The sequence below is a fragment of the Glaesserella australis genome (assembly GCF_003260095.1).
Lineage (GTDB): Bacteria > Pseudomonadota > Gammaproteobacteria > Enterobacterales > Pasteurellaceae > Glaesserella > Glaesserella australis.
Window position 1 is genome coordinate 11,356 of the sequence record NZ_PTPX01000018.1, and the last position, 20,691, is coordinate 32,046.

Consider the following 20,691-nt stretch of genomic DNA (forward strand, 5'->3'; position numbering starts at 1 on the left):
TAATAGAAATAACTTAATAACAAAGTTTATTTGAGCTGTTCAGGGGCAAGTGATTTGCTCAATGTTTACCCCAAAACAGCTCGTGAAATAAAGCACTAGAACTTATATCCCAATGTCGCCAATACAGAAAAACGCTTATACTTATTGGTTCGCTCACTTGCTAACGTAATCGCTGTGGAAATACCATTTTTATACGTTAGTTGAGCATTGACCCCTAATGTCAGTAAATGTCGATTAAGCAAATAAGGCTGTGAGAAATCATTCTCTGCAAAATCTTTAAATCTGGCTCGACTATCACGATTTTTACCACTTACCCGCTGTTGATAAATCGCATAAGCATCAAACTCTGCAAGGCTATGTGCGAATTGTGTGGCATAGTTGAAAATCACACCGCCTGCAAGTGCCATTGAATGATGATTTATCTGTTGGAATTTTTTCGCAAAGATCGCACCGCTTTCATCAAAGGCTTTTTGGTGGATAAAATCATATTGAGCATAAGCCAATGGTGACAAGGTTAGATGACCAACTTTATACTCTTTAACTATACCTGTTTGAGCCGTCAAAAATAGATTACGGTATGATCCATTCAATTTATAGCTTTCGCCTAACAGCTCTCTTGTATAGTGGTTTTTAGCTCCAGCTAGACTGATACCATTTACCAATTTGAAATGCTCAAGCTGTACAAGATGATTAAGGGCAACATTCAAATAATGCGAACGAGAACGGGCTAAATTAAAGTGTTCTCTGCTCTTCTCATAGTTCACCCCTAATGCCAACTGTTGTGTCTCACCAATCGCAGTTGCCAGTCCCATATTAAAGCCATATCCGTGACCATTAAAGTTTTTCGCTTTGGTTCTCTTATAACTTGGCGAGAGATAAAAAGCATATTTAGGCTCGGGAACTAAGGATGAAAGTGTTTTATCATCACCACTTGCCCATTTTTTAATCCCAGATAAACGATAAGCGGTCAGATTATGCGGTTTTATTGCAAAAAGCATATTCTGTTGGACAAAATGTGCCGTTTTGATGATCTTATCACTGAGTAGCTCAGACTGATTATCTTGTACCAAACTATTTAATATCTCAGCTTTTGCCGTAGAAGAATCAAATTGAGCAAAGAAAGTTTGGTACGCTTGATTTAAATTACTTGCCGTTCTTACTGAGTAAATTGTCTCTCCCATATCACTATTTGGAATGTGATAAGCGTCTTTTTTAATATTAACTTCAGCAATAATGATATTTTCTTTTGGCTGTTCAATAACAACAGCTTCAGAACTTTCTTCCGCTTTCACAGGTTCTGTTGGTTTAGGCTCAGCTATTGGTTGTTCAACGGTAACAGTTTCTGAACTTTCTTCTGTTTTAACTGGCTCTGTTGGTTTAGGCTCAGCTGTTGGTTGCTCAACAGCAACAGTTTCCGAGCTTTCTTCCATTTTTACAGGTTCTGTTGGTTTAGACTCAGCTGTTGGTTGTTCAACGGCAACAGTTTCTGAACTTTCTTCTGTTTTAACTGGTTCTGTTGGTTTAGGCTCAGCTGTTGGCTGTTCAACGATAACAGTGTCTGAACTTTCTTCTGTTTTAACTGGCTCTGTTGGTTTTGGTTCAGCAGTTGGCGGTTCAACGATAACAGTTTCAGAACTTTCTTCCGTTTTCACAGGTTCTGTTGGTTTAGGCTCAGCTGTTGGCTGTTCAACGGCAACAGTGTCTGAACTTTCTTCTGTTTTAACTGGTTCTGTTGGTTTAGGCTCAGCTGTTGGTTGCTCAACGATAACAGTGTCTGAACTTTCTTCTGTTTTTACAGGTTCTGTTGGTTTCGGTTCAGTTGTTGGCTGTTCCGTTTCAACCGTTGTTGTCGTTTCTTCTGTTTCGACTTTGTCATCATTAATCGTAGTTAGATCTTTGGCGAGTTTAAAATCTTCAAGTTTAAATTCAGCAGAACCATTGCTCATAATATCCACGCTAGCGAACTGATTTAGGTGGTGAGATAGATCACCCAAGTCGATCTGTACTTTCTGCCCAGCAGCATAAAATTCGCCTTGCAATGGGCGGTAGCGTAATTTACCGCCTTTGATTTCATAGTTTTTAGCAACGAGTTTTGAATTACCTTTCGTATTGAAATTTAAGACAAGGTTAGCTGTGTCGTGGTGAATATAGCGGTTGCCTACATTCAACGTGGAGAGATCGTCACTTCCGGCAATAACCGTCCCTTTATTGTCTAAATCGTTGGCAATCGTACCGCTTCCTGTGAGTGTGCCAGCACTTTCGACAAATACATTGCTGTCTGTTAGTGTTGAGCCATTTTTCAAATGTAACTCACCACCACGCACAACCGTTGCTCCTTTGTAGCTATTTGTGCCACTAAAGGCGAGTTGTCCGTCCCCCGCTTTGATAAAGCCCACATCGAGATGTCGAATTTTATCTGCAGGGGAATTTTTTGCGGTAGCTAGGTGTAAACGGTCATCCCACTGTTTTTGGCTGATGTTATTGGAAAATTCGCCATTTTTTCCTTGTGTATCAATCAGATAGTAGGCTTCTTCTTTTCCTGTGAGATTTTGAATATCGCTAAGGTTTAGGCGATTGGCATCAAGTATCGCAATGCCTTTTAAGGCTTTTTGAATATCTAAAATCCCTTGTCCCATTAAATCTTCACGGTTTAGACGGTAGAACTTATTACTTGAAAGAATTTTCTTCACCGTGATTTTTTCATTATTCGGTTGATCGGTATAGCCGAGCTCTTCAAGATCCTTTTTAATTTGTGTTGGATCCGTAGGAACATCCTGATCGATATAAATCACGCTAAAAGCATCGTAGCCTGGTTTTTGCTTAATGATCACTTTAGGCAATCGGTAATTCTGATTGGCTGTGGAAAGCAACACATCGGCAATCTGTTTGCCGTTTAAAAATGGGTATTTTTGTGCAACCAGAGCCGCTGCCCCGCTGACCATTGGAGCCGCTTGGCTTGTACCAGTCAAGGGAACAAACATCTCTTGTTTTTCCCTACCGAGTTTAGTGTCTATCTCAAACAGTGCATTTGCCGAGTCAATTCGACTACCTGGAGCCATTAATGAGTAGGCTTGTGATCCTAAAAATCCGTTAGAGTATTTATGGATACCTTGTAAAGCTAATATCCTTGTACCACCAGATGAGAGTTCATTTACCCGCTTATCTCTGATGATAATTTCACCATTTTCAGCGATATCTATTCCGTCCGTATCTAACATTCCCACCGCAATAAATGAACGAATTTCTTCATCATAACGGGGCAAAAGCTCAAACAACGATGCACTATCCTTACCGTCATTACCCGAACCAAACACATTCAATACTTTTCGCTCTTTAGCAAGTTTGACGATATTTTCTACTTCGGCTTTATTTTGTTTGCCACTAAAAGTATTGCTTTCTTCAAGTACTTTTAATGCTTCATCATAGCTTGATATTTTTGATTCATAAGGGAAAACTTTGTATCCCCAGCTGTGATTGATGACTTTTAAGTTAGGATCTTGGCTAAAAAAGTCAAAGGTGTTGAGTCCCCAAAAACTAAAATTGGAATTTTCTTTAAAAGCTGCACCATAAAATTTGGCATTGGGTGCAACACCGTAGGGATCGCCATCATTGGCAAATGCAGTTGTTCGCCCTAAATGTTTCCCAAGCAAGATCCCCGCAACGTGAGTGCCATGACGAAAAGTAGCATTATCTTTTGCTAAACCAATACTGTCTGCATCACTTTGATAGATCTTGTCAAACTCTTGATAGCCCGCAATCTTAATTGCTTTATCTTTTAAACTTGGGTGGTTGGTATTGAACATTGAATCGACAACCCCCACAACAGTACCACTGCCATCTATGGTTGGATTGTCTGCTTTCGCTTTTTGTAGATTGATGATTTTATATGAATTCTCAAGCGTCATAAAAAGATCACTTGCCCATAAACTACGGCTTGCCAGTACGGAACAGCAAACCAAAGGGAAAATGGCATTTTTCATTTTGGTCTCCTTAATTAGTAAATTAGAGATGTAGCATAATTTTTCTTATTTTTTCCGCATCCGCTACATCCAGTTGATCATCTTGTGACGCACTTCCCATTTTTACGGCACTTTTCCACTGCATTGCACTTTTCCGTTGCCCTTTGGCTGAAAAGTGAATTTCAGGGACTTGAGTTTGCTCAATAATGTGTTTGACATTCTCGGCATTAATGCCACAGCCTGCCATTATTTGAATACGCTGATTGGCTTGTTGCACCAACCGCTGAATCACGGGTATGCCAGCAAACGCTGTGCTGGCTTGCCCCGATGTAAGAATACGATGAACACCGAGATCGATCAGTTGCTCCAAAGCTACAAAAGGATCTTGACAAAGATCAAAGGCTCGATGAAAGGTGATCTCCATTCCTTGCGATGCTTGAACTAAACGTGCGGTAGTAGCTAAATCGATCTCACCCGTTGCAGATAATGCCCCGAAAACCACCGCTTGTACGCCAAGCTGTTTTGCCATCGCAATCTCTTGCAACATCATTTCGACTTCCATTTCGCTATACAGAAAATCACCAGAGCGTGGACGAATCATCAGGACGATAGGCACACGAGAATGTGTCAATGCCTGTTTGATAAAAGCATAGTTTGGCGTTAAACCGCCTACCGCAAGGGCAGAGCAAAGTTCAATACGGTCAATCGGGAATTGATTTGCCGTGATAAGCGACTCGATATTATCAACACAAATCTCAACTTTCATCTATCCCTTTTCCCCGATATTTTTGCCTGTTATTCGACAATAAAGCGATAGTGAATTTGATGTTGATAAGGCTCGTTCGCCTTGCTAATACCGCCGTAGTGCCACCATTCAGGGTGATTTGGCGTATCAGGGAAAAATTCAGGCTCTAACGCCACGCCAGCGTAGTCGGCATATTCTCCATTGTGCAGATCAGGCTGCCCGCCAAGCCAGTTGCCCGTATAGATTTGTAGGGCAGGTTTGGTGGTTCGCAATTCAAGGCGAAGATTGTCGTAAGAGAGCGTGGCATCAGGCAAGCAAGCGGTCAGATCTTTGCTATTTTTTGCAAGCAAGAAAGCGTGATCGTAACCTTTGACTGCCTGTTGATCGCTATCGGCTAACAGATCTCGCCCAATCGGTTTTGCCTTACGAAAATCAAAACTCGTCCCTACAACCGCTTTTAATGGAGCATTCGGAATACCATTTGAACCCACAGGCAAATAATGTTCTGCATTGAGCTGTAACTGATGTTGATGAATGGTCGGCTCGTTCGACAGATTGAAATAAGCGTGGTTAGTAAAGCAAAGTGGCGTATCTTCGTTGCTTATCGCCCTAAAGTCAAGCTCAAGCTGATTGCCGTTTAAACGATAAGTGACTGTCGCCGACACTTCGCCGCCAAAGCCTTCTTCGCCATTTGCAAAAATTTTATGGAAAGTGATCGCTTGTTCATCGGCTGAAACGACTTGCCAAACGCATTTATCTGCCCCTACCAAACCGCCGTGCAGGTTATTTTCGCCGTTATTTTGAGCAAGTTTAAATGTGTTGCCATTTAGCTGATATTCGCCATTGGCAATGCGGTTAGCATAACGCCCCACCGTTGCACCAAAATAGGCAGATTGTTCGTGCCAACGCTCTGGTGTGGTGGTAACAAGCACTTCTCGCTGTTCGTTCGACAGCTTAACAATACAAGAAAGCCACGACGCCCCGAAGTCAGACAGCGTGATTTTTAAGTGGGGGTTTTCGAGAATGTAGAGATTCATTTTGTCTCCTTGTGATTATTCCCTTCCCCCGTTTACGGGGGAAGGTGCCGAAGGCGGAAGGGGGGGATTTTAGGTTAAGCAACCACTCTCACCCCATCACTCGCTGTACAAACATAGAACGTCTCTTTAATCCCTGTCTGTTTTTCATAATTATCGGCAATGATTTTACGCACTGCTTCCACTTTGTCGTTCGGCACTAAGCAAACGATACAACCGCCAAATCCACCGCCCGTCATTCTTGCACCGCCGTCCTTACCGATAGCCACCTGAGCCAATTCGACAAGGTAGTCGATTTCAGGAATGGTGATTTCAAAATCATCACGCATTGAGTCGTGAGACTCGCCCATTAATACGCCTAATTTTTGCATATCGTTGGCTTTTAACGCTTGAACTGCTTCAAGCACTCGGTGATTTTCGCTGATCACGTGTTTAGCACGTTTGTAGGCTAATTCGTTAAGCTGTTGTAACTCGGCAGCACGCTCAATAAATTGCTCTGGGCTAACGTCTCGTAAGGCTTTCACTCCGAAGAATTGAGCGGCAAATTCACACTCTTGACGGCGGCTGTTGTATTCGCCTGTGACTAAATCGTGCTTCACATTGGAGTTGATGATCGCAATAGAATAGCCCTGTGGCACAGGAGTCGGGCTGATCTCTAGGCTTCGGCAGTCGATCATTACAAGGTGATCTTTTTGCCCTAATGCCGATGTGAGCTGGTCCATATTGCCACAATTTGCGCCGACAAATTTATTTTCGGCACGCTGTCCAATTAAGGCAATTTCCGCCAAGCTTAGCTCTAAATTACCTAATACTTGGCAGGTTTTTCCTATTGAAATCTCAAGTGCCGCAGACGAACTTAAGCCAGACGACATCGGCACATCGCTCGTCATCGCAATATCCGCCCCTTGAATAAATTCAGGGCAACGTTCTTTAATATATTTCACTACGCCACGCACATAGTTTTTCCATTTATCTTCGCTTTGCGGAATATCCTTTTTAATATCAAATGCATCAGTTTCGTTAATATCAATCGCATACACACGCCAAATGCTATCATCACGTTTGCTAAAGCTCACCGCCATACCGTAATTGATCGCACAAGGCATCACAAAACCGTCATTGTAGTCTGTATGCTCACCGATGATATTTACACGTCCCGGTGCAAAAACCGTTTGCTCTGCGGAATAACCGAAATGTTGTTCAAATTGTGTTTGAGAGAGTTGAGTTGGGGTCATTTTTATTCTTCCTTATTTACATTTATTCACTGTTGGCGCACGTTTTCAACTACAACTGTTTTAAACATATAACACTATGATTTTAAAATACTTTTCCCTTCCCCCGTTTACGGGGAAGAGTTAGGGTGGAGAGATTTGCCCGAAGGGCAAACTGCAAGCGGTTAGAAATCGCTATAATTCTGCAAACTTCGTTTGCAATCCCCCCCTTCCGCCTTCGGCGCCTTCCCCCGCAAGCGGGGGAAAGGAGTGATTTCAAATCAATGAATTATATGTTTCGAATAGTTATAGTTACAAACGAACACCATCTATGCGTACGATAAATGGTGGGTCAAGACCCACCCTACGAACTATTTTTGTTTGTAATGCACATCTTCACTCACCGCTCTTAATCTTTCGGCGGCTTGTTCAGGGGTTAAATCTCGTTGGGCTTCGGCTAACATCTCATAGCCTACCATAAATTTTCGCACGGTTGCCGAACGCAACAGTGGCGGATAAAAATAGGCGTGCAGTTGCCAATGTTCAATATCCTGCCCGTCTTTAAAGAACGGGGCAAAATGCCACCCCATTGAGTACGGGAAAGCACACTCAAACAGATTGTCATAACGGCAAGTGAGTTTTTTAATCGCCAACGCTAAATCATCTTTTTCCGCTTCGGTCAGTTCATTCATTCGCTTAACATGGCGTTTTGGCATCAAAATTGTTTCATAAGGCCACGCTGCCCAATAAGGCACAACCGCTAGCCAATGCTCTGTTTCTGTAACGGTTCGAGTGCCGTCTTTCCGCTCTGCTTCGGCATAATCGACCAACAAATTTGAGCCATATTGTTGATAATAGCGGCGTAAATTGTGGTCTTTGGTAGCGATTTCATTCGGCAAAAACGAGTTCGCCCAAATCTGTCCGTGTGGGTGTGGCTGTGAACAGCCCATCATTGCCCCTTTATTTTCAAAAGCTTGCACCCAAAGATACTCTTTACCGAGTTCTTCTAATTGCTCATTCCACGTATCCACCACGCCACGAATTTTCTCCACAGGCAATTCAGGCAAGGTTTTGCTGTGATCAGGTGAAAAACAAATCACCCTTGCCAAACCACGCACGCCTTGAATTTTAAACAGCGGATTATCTGAATTTGGCGCATCAGGCGTATCGGCCATCAACGCCGCAAAGTCATTGGCAAACACATAAGTGCCTTGATAATCTGGGTTCAAATCGCCTGATACACGGGGATTGGTTGGACAGAGAAAACATTTCTCATCATAACTCGGCAACTGCTCAACGTCAGCTTTATCCACCTGCCCCGACCAAGGGCGTTTCGCACGGTGTGGCGAGACCAAAATCCATTCATCTTTTAACGGATTATAACGACGGTGGGGATGATCATTTATCTCAAATTTCAGGCTCATTTGGAGTATCCTTTCAGAAAACTAAAACTAAATGGAGTATAGCGAAAATTGAGTAAATAATATGTGAAGTAGATCACAAAATATAATTGGCTATTACTCAAGCGGTCTGTTTTGCAGATTTTTTTGCAAATCTAACCGCTTGTCAGATTGGTTTAATCTCGGTATTCAAGAATAACTCGCGGGGTGAGTTTGGTAATCAGCTCATAATTGATAACGCCAATGGCTTCTGCTACTTCTTCAATCAGTAGCTTTTCGCCCCAAAGTTCGACTTCATCGCCGACTTTATCTTGGCTGTCAATACCAAGATCGACTGTCATCATATCCATAGAAACACGCCCAACGATAGGCACTTTTCGTCCATTGATAAATACAGGTGTGCCTTCAGGAGCATTGCGTGGATAGCCGTCACCGTATCCGATTGCTACCACACCGATTTTGGTATCTTTTTCACTGACCCAAGCTCCGCCATAACCAACGGGCTCACCTGCTTTGTGTGTACGAACTGCAATTAAAGAGGAAGAGAGCGTCATCACAGGTTTGAAGCCTAAATCGGTAATCGGCTGACTGTGTGGCGAAATGCCGTGCATAATAATCCCTGGGCGAACCCAATCATAATGGGCTTCTTTCCAATATAAAATGCCGCTAGAGGCTGAAATACTACGCTCAACAGGGTATCCCTGACTGACCGTTTCAAAGGTCGCAATTTGCCTTTCGGTATAACCACAATCAGGCTCATCTGCTCGGCTAAAATGGCTGACGAAATTCACGCTTTCAACCAACGGACAAGCGGTCAGTTTCTGATAAAAATCTGCAACTTGCTCAGGATGAATACCTAAACGGTGCATACCTGTATCAATTTTCAGCCAAACAGTAATGGGAAAATAGATCTTGGTTTTACGTTTCCAAAAGCCTTTTTCTTTTTCGGCTTGCCACTCTTTCGCCACTTGCTCTAACAATTCTAACTGTTCAATACAGTGAATGACCGTGTCAAAACGGCGAGAGAGAGTTTTGAGTAGCTCTTCTCGATCAAAAAAACCTTCCAACAGTAAAATTTTCCCCGCATAACCACTTTCTTGAATGGTTAAGGCTTCTTTAATTCGAGCAACGCCAAAGGCTTCCACCTGATCTTCTAAATTTTTAATCACGGCACGAATACCCTGTCCATAGGCATTGGCTTTCACTACGGCGCAAATTTTGCTGTTAGGGGCAAGCGATTTGATTAAACGCATATTATGGCGTAATGCACTGCCATTAATCGTTGCTGTTGCTGGTTTCATTTGCTTATTCTATCTAGGTCAAAAATGGGAAGATTATACGCCTAAATTTGGAAAAATCCTTAGAAATTCAGGGAAAAACCGTATTCAAAAGAATTTTTATGATGTGGTGAGACTTTGCGACACTTACTATTGCTATCTTAGCAATTCTATTTAGCCTAGTTTAAAGTATCAGCAGAGATATCATCTATAGAAGATGCTACAGTAGAAGTTGTTAAAGTTAATAGTAGTGTATATTCTAAAAGATCTGCATCTGAAGAGTTAGTTATTAATCTAACTTTTAAGATGCAGATCGTAACGTACCGTTTTTGCTTTATAAAGAGAACTACTCTTCTTTATTTGCTTTTTCTTTTGGTAGAACTAAGTTTAGGATAATGGCAACGATAGCACATAAGCTGATGCCTTTAAGTGAAAATTCACCCACGTTGATTAACATACCACCGATACCGAACGTCATCACTACAGAAACGATACAAAGGTTACGCGCTTCGCTCATATCTACCTTCGCACGAATTAAGGTACTCATACCGACGGCTGCGATAGAACCGAAGACTAACATCATAATACCGCCCATCACAACGCCTGGGATAGTTTGTAATAATGCGCCGACTTTTCCACAAAATGAAATCGCGATTGCCCAACACGCTGCCCAAGTCATCACTTTAGGATTGAAGTTTTTCGTGAGCATTACAGCGCCGGTGACTTCTGCATAAGTCGTGTTTGGTGGACCACCTAACATTGCTGCCGCAGATGTTGCGATACCGTCACCTAAAAGCGTACGGTGTAAGCCTGGTTTGCTTAAGAAGTTTTTACCTGTCACAGAGCTAATCGCCATAATACCACCAACGTGTTCTACCGCTGGTGCAAGGGCAATAGGAAGCAAGTAAAGGATGGCTTCAAGTTTAAATTCTGGCGCTGTTAATTTTGGTAAGCTGAACCACGCCGCATCATAAACAGGTTGGAAATTCACTAAACCGAAGAAGAGTGACACAATATAACCGACCACGATTGCGAACATAATTGGCACAAGTTTCATCATTCCTTTTGAGAATACTGCAACAATAAGCGTTGTAATTAATGTAATCATTGAAACAGTAATGGCTGTTGAATAAGGAATATCTGTACCTTTACCGATAGCCATATCTACGCCAACAGGGGCTAACCCTAAGCCGATGATAATGATCACAGGACCAACTACAACAGGCGGGAATAATTTATCTAAAATTGCCACACCTTTAAATTTAACTAATGCGGAAAGGACAAAGTAGATCAAGCCAGAGAAAACTAATCCGCCCATCGTGACAGGGATTCCCCATTGCTGAACACCATATTGAATAGGTGCAATAAACGCAAAAGAAGAAGCAAGGAAAATAGGAACTTGTCCTTTAGTGCAGATTTGGAAGATTAAAGTACCGATACCGGCAGTAAGAAGTGCTGTGTTAGGATCTAAGCCTGTAATCAATGGCATTAGAACCAATGCTCCAAATGCAACGAAAAGCATTTGTAAGCCAACGAACGCCTGTTTAGGCGTACTGATATTTTCTGTTGTCATTTTTCAACTCTCTAATAATGTTTGATAGTCGCCAAGCTACAAGACATAGCTCAGGCGGGCATTATATAGAAAAATGCAAACGTTTGCAGAATTTTTTTTGTCAAAAAAATTAATTAGATAGGCAAATTTTGTAAAGGCAGAAAGTGATATTGCATAGAGATAATGTGAGCACACAACGTGTGCCCACAAGGCGAAATTATCCAACCCAAACAAATTTAGCAATAAAGAGTAGTGAAACCACCGCAACAGCAGGGTTAATCTCTTTTACTCGACCTGTACAGAGTTTCATAATGCAATAGCTAATGAAACCAAAGGCAATCCCTTCAGTAATCGAATAGGTAAATGGCATCATTGCCGTAGTAATAAATGCAGGTGTCGCTTCGGTTAAGTCGTCCCATTTTACTTCAATTAAACTTGAAGCCATTAAAATGCCGACAAACACTAAAGCCCCCGCCGTTGCATAAGCAGGCACAACAGCCGCAAGCGGTGAGAAGAAGATCGTTAATAGGAAAAGCACGCCCACAACGACAGCGGTTAAACCTGTGCGTCCACCAACAGAAACCCCAGAACCACTTTCAATATAGGTACTGATCGCTGATGTTCCCATATAAGAACCCGTCATAGCACTGACGCTATCGACATAGAGTGCCTGTTTCATTTTTGGGAAACGACCTTGTTCATCGGCAATTCCAGCTTTATTCGTAACCGCAATTAATGTACCTGATGAGTCAAACAAGTTAACCAACATAAAGGAAAAGATAATCCCCAGTAATGCGGTATCTAATGCCCCTGCGACATCGACTTGTCCAACAACAGCTTCAAGGCTTGGTGGTGTTGAAATCACGCCTGAGAATTTGACATCAGGATCAAAGATTAACGCTAACGCAGTTACAACAACGATTGAAATTAACACGCCAGAATGAATACCTTTTGCAGCCAGTACCACGATAATAAAGAAGCCTAAAATACCCATTAAGACTTTTGGATCGTGCAATTCACCTAACGCCACTAAGGTCGCAGGGTTTGCGACAACAAGCCCCATATTTTTAAAGCCGATTAACGCAATAAATAAGCCGATACCCGCACCAATACCCACACGTAAACCAAGTGGAATGGCTGACATAAACCAGTAGCGAACTTGCAATATCGTGAGAATAAATAGACCGACAGAGCCCCAGAAGATTGCTCCCATTCCTGTCTGCCACGTATAGCCGAGTTTTTGAACGACGACGAATGCAAAAAAGGCATTCAAACCCATTGCAGGGGCGAGTGCGATAGGCAAGTTACTAAATAAGCCCATCGCAATAGTACCAAAAGCGGCGATTAAACAGGTGGTAACAAAGACAACTTGGGTATCCATACCAGCCACACCTAAAATAGATGGGTTGACGAAAACGATATAAACCATCGTAAAGAATGTGGTGATCCCTGCCACAATTTCAGTTTTGACATTACTGCCTTTTTCTTTCAGTTGAAACAAACGTTCGAGCATAGTGCCTCTTAATAGCATAAAAAATTTCAGGAAATAAGATGGAAATGAAATCGACGAAGGCAACCGACAGTGCTACACGCACAAGAAGATAGGAAGTCTTGGCTATTTCGTTCAGAGTGTAGCCAAAATCTTAGGATTACTCAAGGGATAGAATGTAAAGACGTAATCGTTTGCGTAAATGTTGTAATATACAAAGTTATTTATGACAGTTGTTTTTCTAATAGAGAAAGCATTTTACGTAGAGATTCCAATTCATTATCTTTTTGTGAAAGTAATTCATCTTTATGAGCTAGTTGCAATTTTAGTTTTTCTATTTCGAAAGATAGCCCTTCATTGCTTGAACCATAATTGGTATAGATATAGTCGCTATTATCATTCATACAAAAAATGACACCTTTTTCACTATCAACTAAATCAGCCAAACTAATATTAAAAATTTGAGCAATTTGCACTAGTTTATCGTATTGAAGTCTTGTTTCTCCACGTTCAATTTTGGCATAACCACTAGGAGACATATTCATTTTTTCAGCCATATCTTCCTGTGACCATTGATGGAGTTCTCTCATCATACGAATTTTATCGTGCATTCCCATTTTTATGTTCCTGTCTAATTTGAGTGTTTTTTGTCAAAACAGGGCGAGTATTCGCCTTGTTTATCGCTGTTGTTGTGCAGTTAAATTACATAAAATTATTGTGCATTTCTGTAATGCAACAGTGTTATTTTCACATATTTAGAGGTCTTATACTATGAAAAAATTACTTATTGCAACATTGTTATCTGCTTTTGCGTTATCAGCCCACTCTCAAGTATATGTTCAAGCAGATTTAGGTTCATCAAGAGTTGCTTTAGAAGATGAAGCAGGTGGAGAAGACGTTATTAGTGGTACTGTCTTTACTCAACGTTTAAGCGTTGGTTATGACTTCCAAAATAATTTTCGTGTAGCAGTGGATTATACAAACTACGGAAGGGTCAAAGAGGATTACACAACCTATACTGAATCTATGAAATTTAAATCATTGGGAGTGACAGGATTTTATGATTTTACGCCTATTAATCTATTAACTCCATATCTAGGTTTACGTCTTGCATATACCAAAGCAGATCTTAAATATTCATCAAGATCTAGTTATTTTAACTATCAAGATTCTTATTCTGATAGTAGCTTAGGTTTGGGAATTATGGCTGGAGCTCAATATAAGTTAACAAATAATGTTTCTCTTAATGCAAATCTAGAATATAACCGAGTTGCTTCTAATGCATTTGCAGCTGGTGCTAATATTGGGATTAAATATAGTTTTTAGTTCAAAGTATTGGGAACATAATTAGGGATATTTAACGATGAAAAATCTATATAAGTTAGTTACATTAATGTTTCTTGCAATTTTTTCAACTGGGTGTGCGACAATCGTAAGTAAAAGTGAATACCCAGTCACAATTAAATCTACCCCAAAAGGGGCAACATATTCTATAGAAAATAGAAATGGAGAGGAAGTTGCAAATGGAGTAACTCCAGATACAGTTACATTAAAGGCTAGTGCTGGCTATTTCAAAGGTGAAAAGTATAAAATTACATTTACATTACCTAGCAAAGGGAAAAAAGCTAGCCGTAAGAAAGTGGTGGAATTAAATTCTAGTGTAGATGGATGGTATCTTGGTGGAAATCTGTTATTCGGAGGGATTCCTGGGTATTTGATCGTAGATCCACTAACAGGGGCTATGTATAAGCTACCAGATGAAGTAAGCGTAGATTTCACAAACTCAGAACAATCATTGCATATTATTTCAATAGATAGTTTAACTGCAGATCAAAGAATAAAGCTACAACCAGTTGAACTGTAATGACTAAAGCGGCTAGATAACCTTATATTGTAAAAGATATGTGTCATCTAACCGCTTATATTTCATTATATATTATTCATACTCTAACACTTCTTTCAACAACTCCACCGCCAAGAACGCTAAACTAAAACGCTGTTCATCAGCCACTGTCCAGAATTGTAGTGCGTTTTCATTTTTATTGAGTAGCTGGCTAATCTGTAAGACATTGGTTTCTTCATCTTCGCCATTTTTGACAGGGGTAATTACATTATCAGAGTTAAATTTTACCCACGCTTGTTGTTGCCACTGCTCACTTAATGCGGTTGCATCTAAAGTATATTCAGATTGCACGCTGATCATCTGTGAAATGCCATAGAAAACAGGTACTTGCACAGAATGGAAAGTCACACTAGCGGTTAGATTTGGCAGAACTTTTGCAAGTTGTAGCTCGAAGGCACGAGAGAACGGCAGGTGTTTTTCATCGCCCTGCACATTCGCAGGCACAGCATCAAACGCCACACGTGGTTTTTCATCATCAAGGGGAATACCGTTTAACAACTGAGCGGTTTGTCCTGCTAACTCACGCACTTTTTCATCACCAAAATACGCCGATGGCAACAGTGATGTGACAAAAATATGTTGAATAGGCTGATCCAACAATGGCTTTAAGGCAAGTGCTAATTGGCTGATTTGTGGATTTGCTAAAGCAACAATATTTCGCTCACGCACATTGGCGATCATTTCGTTATTTACACTTGGCACAATCACTGGCACATTGCCGATTAATGCAGAAATACCGTAGAGATCTAAAATCACACAGCCTGCTTGTACCGCTTGAGCCAGCAATTCTGCATTTGCCATTTTGCCCGCAAAGAGAACGTGACTAAATTGCGACCAATCGACATCTTCAACAGCGATTTGCTCAACAGCTTTTGCACCGAAACGCAGAGAATGTTCTTCGCCAAAACTTTCCAATTCAACAGCTGAAATTTGTTCAAAATCTAAACTACTTTGTTCTAAGGCTTCTAATAATTTCTCGGCTAATAAAAAATCTGCTGTAATTGCTAAACGAATGTTTGCCATTTTGTTTCTCTCTCGTCAAAATAAAGGCTAATTTTACTCTTTTTTATCGCGATTGCGAAAGGAAAAAACCGTGACACCAGCGATCAATTTATTGAAAAAACAGAAAATAGCCTTTCAACTTCACCCTTATGATCACGATCCGAATAACACCAATTTCGGACAAGAAGCCGTTGATAAATTAGGTTTAAATGCGGATCAAGTTTTTAAAACATTACTTGTGGCAGAAAATGGCGATCAGAAAAAGCTCGCAGTAATGGTTGTGCCAGTATCAAAAATGCTCAATTTAAAACGAGCGGCTCAAGCGTTGAATGTCAAAAAAGTGGAAATGGCGGACAAAGAAATTGCTCAAAAAACCACAGGTTATTTACTTGGTGGCATTAGTCCATTGGGGCAAAAGAAGCGTTTACCGACCGTTATTGATATCTCTGCGGAGCAGTTTGAAACCATTTTTGTCTCTGGCGGTAAACGTGGGTTAGATGTGGAGTTAAATCCGCAAGATTTGGCGAAGTTGCTTGATGCACAATTTGCGGATATCCAAGAAGGATAAGTAAATTGATTGTAGGGTGGGCATCCTTGCCCACCACATAAATCAACGGTGGGCAAGGATGCCCACCCTACCAGAGACTTAAACAACTTTAGTTCTGATATTTACTCTTATCCCCGATATCAAAATGTAATGGCATCTTCCATTTCTGAATAGAAAGAAACAGCAGTAATACAGCGCAAATTCCGCTTAAGATGAGCGTTGGTAGATGCCATGCTAATACCCAACTGAACCATAGCACCGCCAATAACAGCGGTTGGAAATTTAAGCCAAAGACCCGAAAGCAGAAATATTCTTTATAGCTTAGTCCGCCAAGTACGACAAAGACCGCACCTGTCGCTAATTCAGTCAAACCGAAAATGTGACAAAGTAAGCCGATCCACATGGCAAATTGAAACAAATAGCGAAATTGCTTTAAGTATAAATGCAATGAAGAGGCGAGCATTGTGCCTGCCATCAACAAACCAAGTTGGGCGATATCCGTATAAAACGGAAATAGCCCAAGCATTATCGTTGCCAGCACGAAACCTGAACGATATAGGATAACCGTCACATAATCCCAAACATCCATCGGCGATTGAATATGCGGATCTGCCATCTTATAGTCCTGCTAAATTCACTAAGTCTTGTTCGCTCAACACTTTCACGCCTAACTCTTGGGCTTTTGCCAGTTTCGAGCCAGCCTTTTCCCCTGCAATCAAATAGTCCGTTTTACTTGATACACTGCCTGACACTTTACAACCGAGTTGCTGTAATAAGGCTTTTGCTTGATCACGGGTGAGCTGTGTTAATGTCCCTGTCAGTACCACCGTTTTATCTTTTAACGGATTGTCGGCAATCTCTTGTTGCACCACATCTTGCCACGTCACCCCTTGAGCAATCAAATCTTCCACCACTTCAACATTATGTGGTTCTTGCCAGAATTGGAATAGGCGGTTTGCCACCACTTCTCCAACATCTTGTACTTGTTTTAGTGTATCTAAATCCGCTTGGCGAATCGCATCAAGCGTACCAAAGTGATTTGCGAGATTTTGTGCGGTAGATTCGCCCACATCTCGAATCCCCAAGGCAAATAAGAAACGAGCAAGTGTCGTATTTTTCGCCTTTTCGATACTTTGTAGTGCATTATTGGCGGATTTTTCTCCCATTCGATCTAAACGCATCAAGGTGGTGTGATCGAGTTTAAACAGATCTGCCGGGGTATGGATCAGCTCACGCTCCATCAGTTGTTCAATCAGTTTTTCACCCACGCCATCAATATCCATTGCTTTGCGTGAAACGAAATGCTTTAACGCCTCTTTACGTTGGGCTCCGCAGAATAATCCCCCTGTACAGCGAGCAACCGCTTCGCCATCGACACGTACCACAGCTGAGTTACAAACAGGGCAAGCGGTTGGAAAAGCAATTTTTTTTGCATTGTCAGGACGACGTTCAGCCACAACGCCCACAATTTGCGGAATTACATCGCCTGCTCGGCGAATAATCACCGTATCCCCAATTGCAATGCCTAAACGCTCAATCTCATCACCGTTATGTAAGGTAGCATTGCTTACTGTTACTCCCGCGACAAAGACAGGTTCTAATTTTGCCACAGGGGTAATTGCCCCCGTTCTGCCCACCTGAAATTCGACATCGTTCAGAATCGTCATCTCTTCTTGCGCAGGGAATTTGTAAGCAATCGCCCAACGAGGTGCTTTTGAGATAAAGCCAAGCTGTTCTTGCAACGCAATCTCATTGACTTTCAATACCGTGCCGTCAATGTCATAACCCAGTGAGCTACGTTTTGCTTGAATTTTTTGGTAGAAAGCACTCAGGGCTTGAGAACCTGTTGCCAATGTAATTTCAGCATTGACAGGAATCCCTAAGGTTTTTAACCACTGCAAGCGGTCAAAATGCGTCGTCGGGAGTTCATCATCACTCTCATAAACCCCAATATTATAGGCATTCAACATTAATGGGCGTTGGCTAGTGATTTTCGGATCAAGCTGACGTAATGAACCTGCTGCTGCATTACGGGGGTTGGCAAAAGTTTTTTCACCTTTTGCCAAAGCTTTTTCATTTAACTGCTCAAAACCTTGCTGTGGCATAAAAACTTCGCCACGCACTTCTAAACGGTGTGGTGGATGACTACTTTTTAGTTTTAATGGAATATTGCGAATTGTACGGATATTGGCGGTAATATCTTCCCCTGTTGTCCCGTCGCCACGGGTTGCGGCTTGAGTTAGCACACCATCAACATAAAGAATACTTACCGCTAAGCCATCGAGTTTCGGTTCACAGCAAAATTCAATCTGATTACTGTTGATCGCAATACGATCTTCAATACGACGCAAAAAGCCTGTGAGATCATCATCAGAAAAAGCATTGTCTAAAGAGAGCATCGGGATTTCGTGGGTAATTTGAGCAAAGCCATCTAACGGTTTTGCTCCAACGCGTTGGGTCGGTGAATCGGACGTGATTAATTCAGGATATTGCCATTCCAAATTTTTTAATTCATTCATCAAGCGGTCATATTCCGCATCAGGTACAAGTGGATTATCTAAAACGTGGTAGTGGTATTCATATTCACGCAGTTTTTCACGTAAATGTTCAAGTTGAGCTTCAATAGAGTTTGGCATAGGTAAATTTCTCGATAAAAAAGACCGCTTGCAAGCGGTCAGATTTAATATATTTTTTGCAAATTATGATTTTACACGTAACAGATAATGTTGACGTTTTTCATCATCAAACAGCTGTTGCTGTTCATCTAAAATAAAGCCACCCACAGATTGAGCAAAGCTTTCCACCGTTCTAATCATCAATTTGAGATTTGCAAGATCGTTACCTGCTGAAGGAAGGTGCATAAAGAATACTAAACCTACTGTCGCAAATTGCTCAATTTTAGCTAAATCAAAGACACCTGGTTGCATCATATTCGCCACGCTAAAGAGAACTGGGCTTGCTGGATTATCTAAATGACGGTGGAAAATTTGGTATTCGCCATATAAAAAGCCAAGCGCTTCTAAATTTTGAACCACAACATCACCACGGAATTGAGCCCCTTCAGGCGCAACCACATAAAGCGTAACAATGCTCGGCTCTGCTGTTTGTTGCATCTGCTGTGGTGCTGATGATTCGTTCAACTGCACTTCAGGCTGTGATTGTGCTTCAAAAGATGCCTGTTCAACGCTGTTTGTTTGATAGGTTGTATTTTGCGTATTTTGCGGTTGATCTTGTAAGCTAATACGGATTTTGCTCACATTTTCTTGTACATCTTGTTGCACTTGCGCCATATCATGTGCTGGCGTCTCTTGGTGAGCAGATGTGTACGAATGCATTCCTTGAGTATTTAAGCTTGCTGGAATATCCGCAGTAATCTCATTATTAATCGGTGCAGAAGGCGGACGAGTGGTAAAGGTATTAGAAAAAACGCGTGATTTTTCACGGCGTGCAGACCAAATACTGTATCCGATTAAAACAGCGATTAATACCCCTGCTAAAATAAAGAAAAGAATATGCGTGTCCATTTTGTCCTCTTTAGCTTAAAAAAACGTCAAATTTAAAATTTCGTCCTTGGCGAAATGTAGGTGTATAGCTTACCATATTTCTTTTAAAAATTTGAACAGAAAGGTTGATTATGTCTTCACCATTTTCTACGCCTGAGACTCAAATTGGAGCAGGCTTCCATTATTTTATCTATGGCTGGCGTTTAATGTTACAGCGTCAGTTAATGCCTTTTATCATTTTTCCCGTCATTATTAATGCGGTATTGATGATTGGATTAATTTGGTTTTTCTTTGCGAATGTCGGTGGATTACTTGATGCGCTCCTACCTTCTTGGCTTGAGTGGTTAAGCTTTATTCTTATTCCGCTGATCTTTTTGATGATTCTCGTGGCATTTTATTTTGCCTTTACAACCCTTGCTAATTTTATCGCTGCGCCGTTTAACGCCTTACTGGCTGAAAAAGTTGAACAGCAATTATCGGGTGAAAATTTAACAGAAATGGGATTTGCGGAGATGCTTAAAGACGTGCCGAGAATGTTAAAACGAGAGTGGCAAAAAATGTGGTATAGCATTCCCCGTCTTATTGCGTTGTTTTTATTAGGTTTTGTGCCTGTTTTAGGGCAAACCGTAGTGCCTGTGTTAGCCTTTATTTTTGGGGCTTGGCTCATTGCGATTCAGTACTGTGACTATCCTTTTGATAACCATAAAATCCAATTTCAGCGTATGCGAAATGCATTGGCGCAATACCGAACTATGAATTTTACCTTTGGTGCATTGGTCAGCCTGTTTACTATGCTACCTTTTATTAATTTAGTAGTGATGCCTGTTGCAGTCTGTGGCGCAACGGCGATGTGGGTAAAAGAATACCGTAGTTTCTTCTTAGGAAATCAAACAGGTGAATTTGAAGGCGCTGATTTTACGACAAAAAATCGAAGTACGGCTGTTAGTACAGAAGTTCGAAATGGTGAGATTGTGAAGAAATAATGGAAAAGGAAGAACATTTATTGTTCTTCCTTTTTCTTTGACTATTTTGCAAAAAATAGAGAGAAACTGACCGCTTGCGATCAGTT

At 41.2% G+C, this 20,691-nt stretch carries 17 protein-coding genes; 4 read left to right on the forward strand and 13 right to left on the reverse strand.

The genetic code is table 11. The features are described from left to right. Positions 1–95: 95 nt before the first annotated feature. From C5N92_RS09190 to C5N92_RS09230, 9 genes are all read right to left on the reverse strand, one after another. Positions 96–3,980, reverse strand: coding sequence for a S8 family serine peptidase (locus C5N92_RS09190; RefSeq protein ID WP_111750559.1), 3,885 nt, complete (start codon positions 3,978–3,980; stop codon positions 96–98). A 22-nt stretch (positions 3,981–4,002) separates the two neighbouring features. Then, on the reverse strand, positions 4,003–4,725 hold the full coding sequence (locus C5N92_RS09195; protein WP_111750560.1) for a copper homeostasis protein CutC: 723 nt from the start codon (positions 4,723–4,725) through the stop codon (positions 4,003–4,005). Between the two features lie 29 nt (positions 4,726–4,754). Further along, positions 4,755–5,741 (reverse strand): galactose-1-epimerase, encoded by a 987-nt coding sequence (locus C5N92_RS09200; RefSeq protein ID WP_111750561.1) that lies wholly within the window; start codon positions 5,739–5,741, stop codon positions 4,755–4,757. 74 nt (positions 5,742–5,815) lie between these two features. After that, on the reverse strand, positions 5,816–6,973 hold the full coding sequence (gene galK / locus C5N92_RS09205; RefSeq protein ID WP_111750562.1) for a galactokinase: 1,158 nt from the start codon (positions 6,971–6,973) through the stop codon (positions 5,816–5,818). A 347-nt stretch (positions 6,974–7,320) separates the two neighbouring features. After that, entirely contained in the window at positions 7,321–8,373 is a 1,053-nt protein-coding gene (locus C5N92_RS09210; RefSeq protein ID WP_111750563.1) for a UDP-glucose--hexose-1-phosphate uridylyltransferase, read from the reverse strand. Between the two features lie 152 nt (positions 8,374–8,525). Then, a complete protein-coding gene (gene alr / locus C5N92_RS09215) occupies positions 8,526–9,650 on the reverse strand; it encodes an alanine racemase (protein WP_111750564.1) in 1,125 nt (374 codons plus the stop codon). Between the two features lie 322 nt (positions 9,651–9,972). Continuing rightward, a complete protein-coding gene (locus tag C5N92_RS09220) occupies positions 9,973–11,199 on the reverse strand; it encodes a uracil-xanthine permease family protein (protein ID WP_111750565.1) in 1,227 nt (408 codons plus the stop codon). Between the two features lie 196 nt (positions 11,200–11,395). Beyond that, the gene (locus tag C5N92_RS09225; RefSeq protein ID WP_111750566.1) at positions 11,396–12,691 is read right to left on the reverse strand and encodes an NCS2 family permease; all 1,296 of its coding nucleotides are present in this window, start codon (positions 12,689–12,691) and stop codon (positions 11,396–11,398) included. Positions 12,692–12,891: 200 nt separating this feature from the next. Then, positions 12,892–13,284, reverse strand: coding sequence for a helix-turn-helix domain-containing protein (locus C5N92_RS09230; protein ID WP_111750567.1), 393 nt, complete (start codon positions 13,282–13,284; stop codon positions 12,892–12,894). A gap of 154 nt (positions 13,285–13,438) precedes the next feature. On the opposite strand from C5N92_RS09230, the gene C5N92_RS09235 reads away from it, so the two are divergent. Both C5N92_RS09235 and C5N92_RS09240 read left to right on the forward strand, forming a co-directional pair. Further along, positions 13,439–13,993: an opacity family porin gene (locus tag C5N92_RS09235; protein WP_111750568.1), complete on the forward strand. Its 555-nt coding sequence runs from the start codon at positions 13,439–13,441 to the stop codon at positions 13,991–13,993. Between the two features lie 37 nt (positions 13,994–14,030). Next, positions 14,031–14,531: a hypothetical protein gene (locus C5N92_RS09240; RefSeq protein WP_111750569.1), complete on the forward strand. Its 501-nt coding sequence runs from the start codon at positions 14,031–14,033 to the stop codon at positions 14,529–14,531. A 72-nt stretch (positions 14,532–14,603) separates the two neighbouring features. Here C5N92_RS09240 and C5N92_RS09245 read toward each other — a convergent pair whose 3' ends face one another. Further along, positions 14,604–15,593 carry an oxidoreductase gene (locus C5N92_RS09245; RefSeq protein ID WP_111750570.1) on the reverse strand — a complete coding sequence of 330 codons (990 nt, stop codon included), beginning with the start codon at positions 15,591–15,593 and terminating at the stop codon, positions 14,604–14,606. 70 nt (positions 15,594–15,663) lie between these two features. On the opposite strand from C5N92_RS09245, the gene ybaK reads away from it, so the two are divergent. Beyond that, entirely contained in the window at positions 15,664–16,140 is a 477-nt protein-coding gene (gene ybaK, locus C5N92_RS09250) for a Cys-tRNA(Pro)/Cys-tRNA(Cys) deacylase YbaK (RefSeq protein ID WP_111750571.1), read from the forward strand. Positions 16,141–16,228: 88 nt separating this feature from the next. Here ybaK and C5N92_RS09255 read toward each other — a convergent pair whose 3' ends face one another. From C5N92_RS09255 to zipA, 3 genes are all read right to left on the reverse strand, one after another. Beyond that, positions 16,229–16,735 (reverse strand): DUF2301 domain-containing membrane protein, encoded by a 507-nt coding sequence (locus C5N92_RS09255; protein WP_111750572.1) that lies wholly within the window; start codon positions 16,733–16,735, stop codon positions 16,229–16,231. Position 16,736: 1 nt separating this feature from the next. Then, the gene (gene ligA, locus C5N92_RS09260) at positions 16,737–18,755 is read right to left on the reverse strand and encodes an NAD-dependent DNA ligase LigA (protein ID WP_111750573.1); all 2,019 of its coding nucleotides are present in this window, start codon (positions 18,753–18,755) and stop codon (positions 16,737–16,739) included. A gap of 63 nt (positions 18,756–18,818) precedes the next feature. Next, positions 18,819–19,643 carry a cell division protein ZipA gene (gene zipA, locus C5N92_RS09265; RefSeq protein WP_111750574.1) on the reverse strand — a complete coding sequence of 275 codons (825 nt, stop codon included), beginning with the start codon at positions 19,641–19,643 and terminating at the stop codon, positions 18,819–18,821. Between the two features lie 110 nt (positions 19,644–19,753). On the opposite strand from zipA, the gene cysZ reads away from it, so the two are divergent. Next, on the forward strand, positions 19,754–20,605 hold the full coding sequence (gene cysZ, locus C5N92_RS09270; protein ID WP_111750575.1) for a sulfate transporter CysZ: 852 nt from the start codon (positions 19,754–19,756) through the stop codon (positions 20,603–20,605). Positions 20,606–20,691 lie beyond the last annotated feature (86 nt).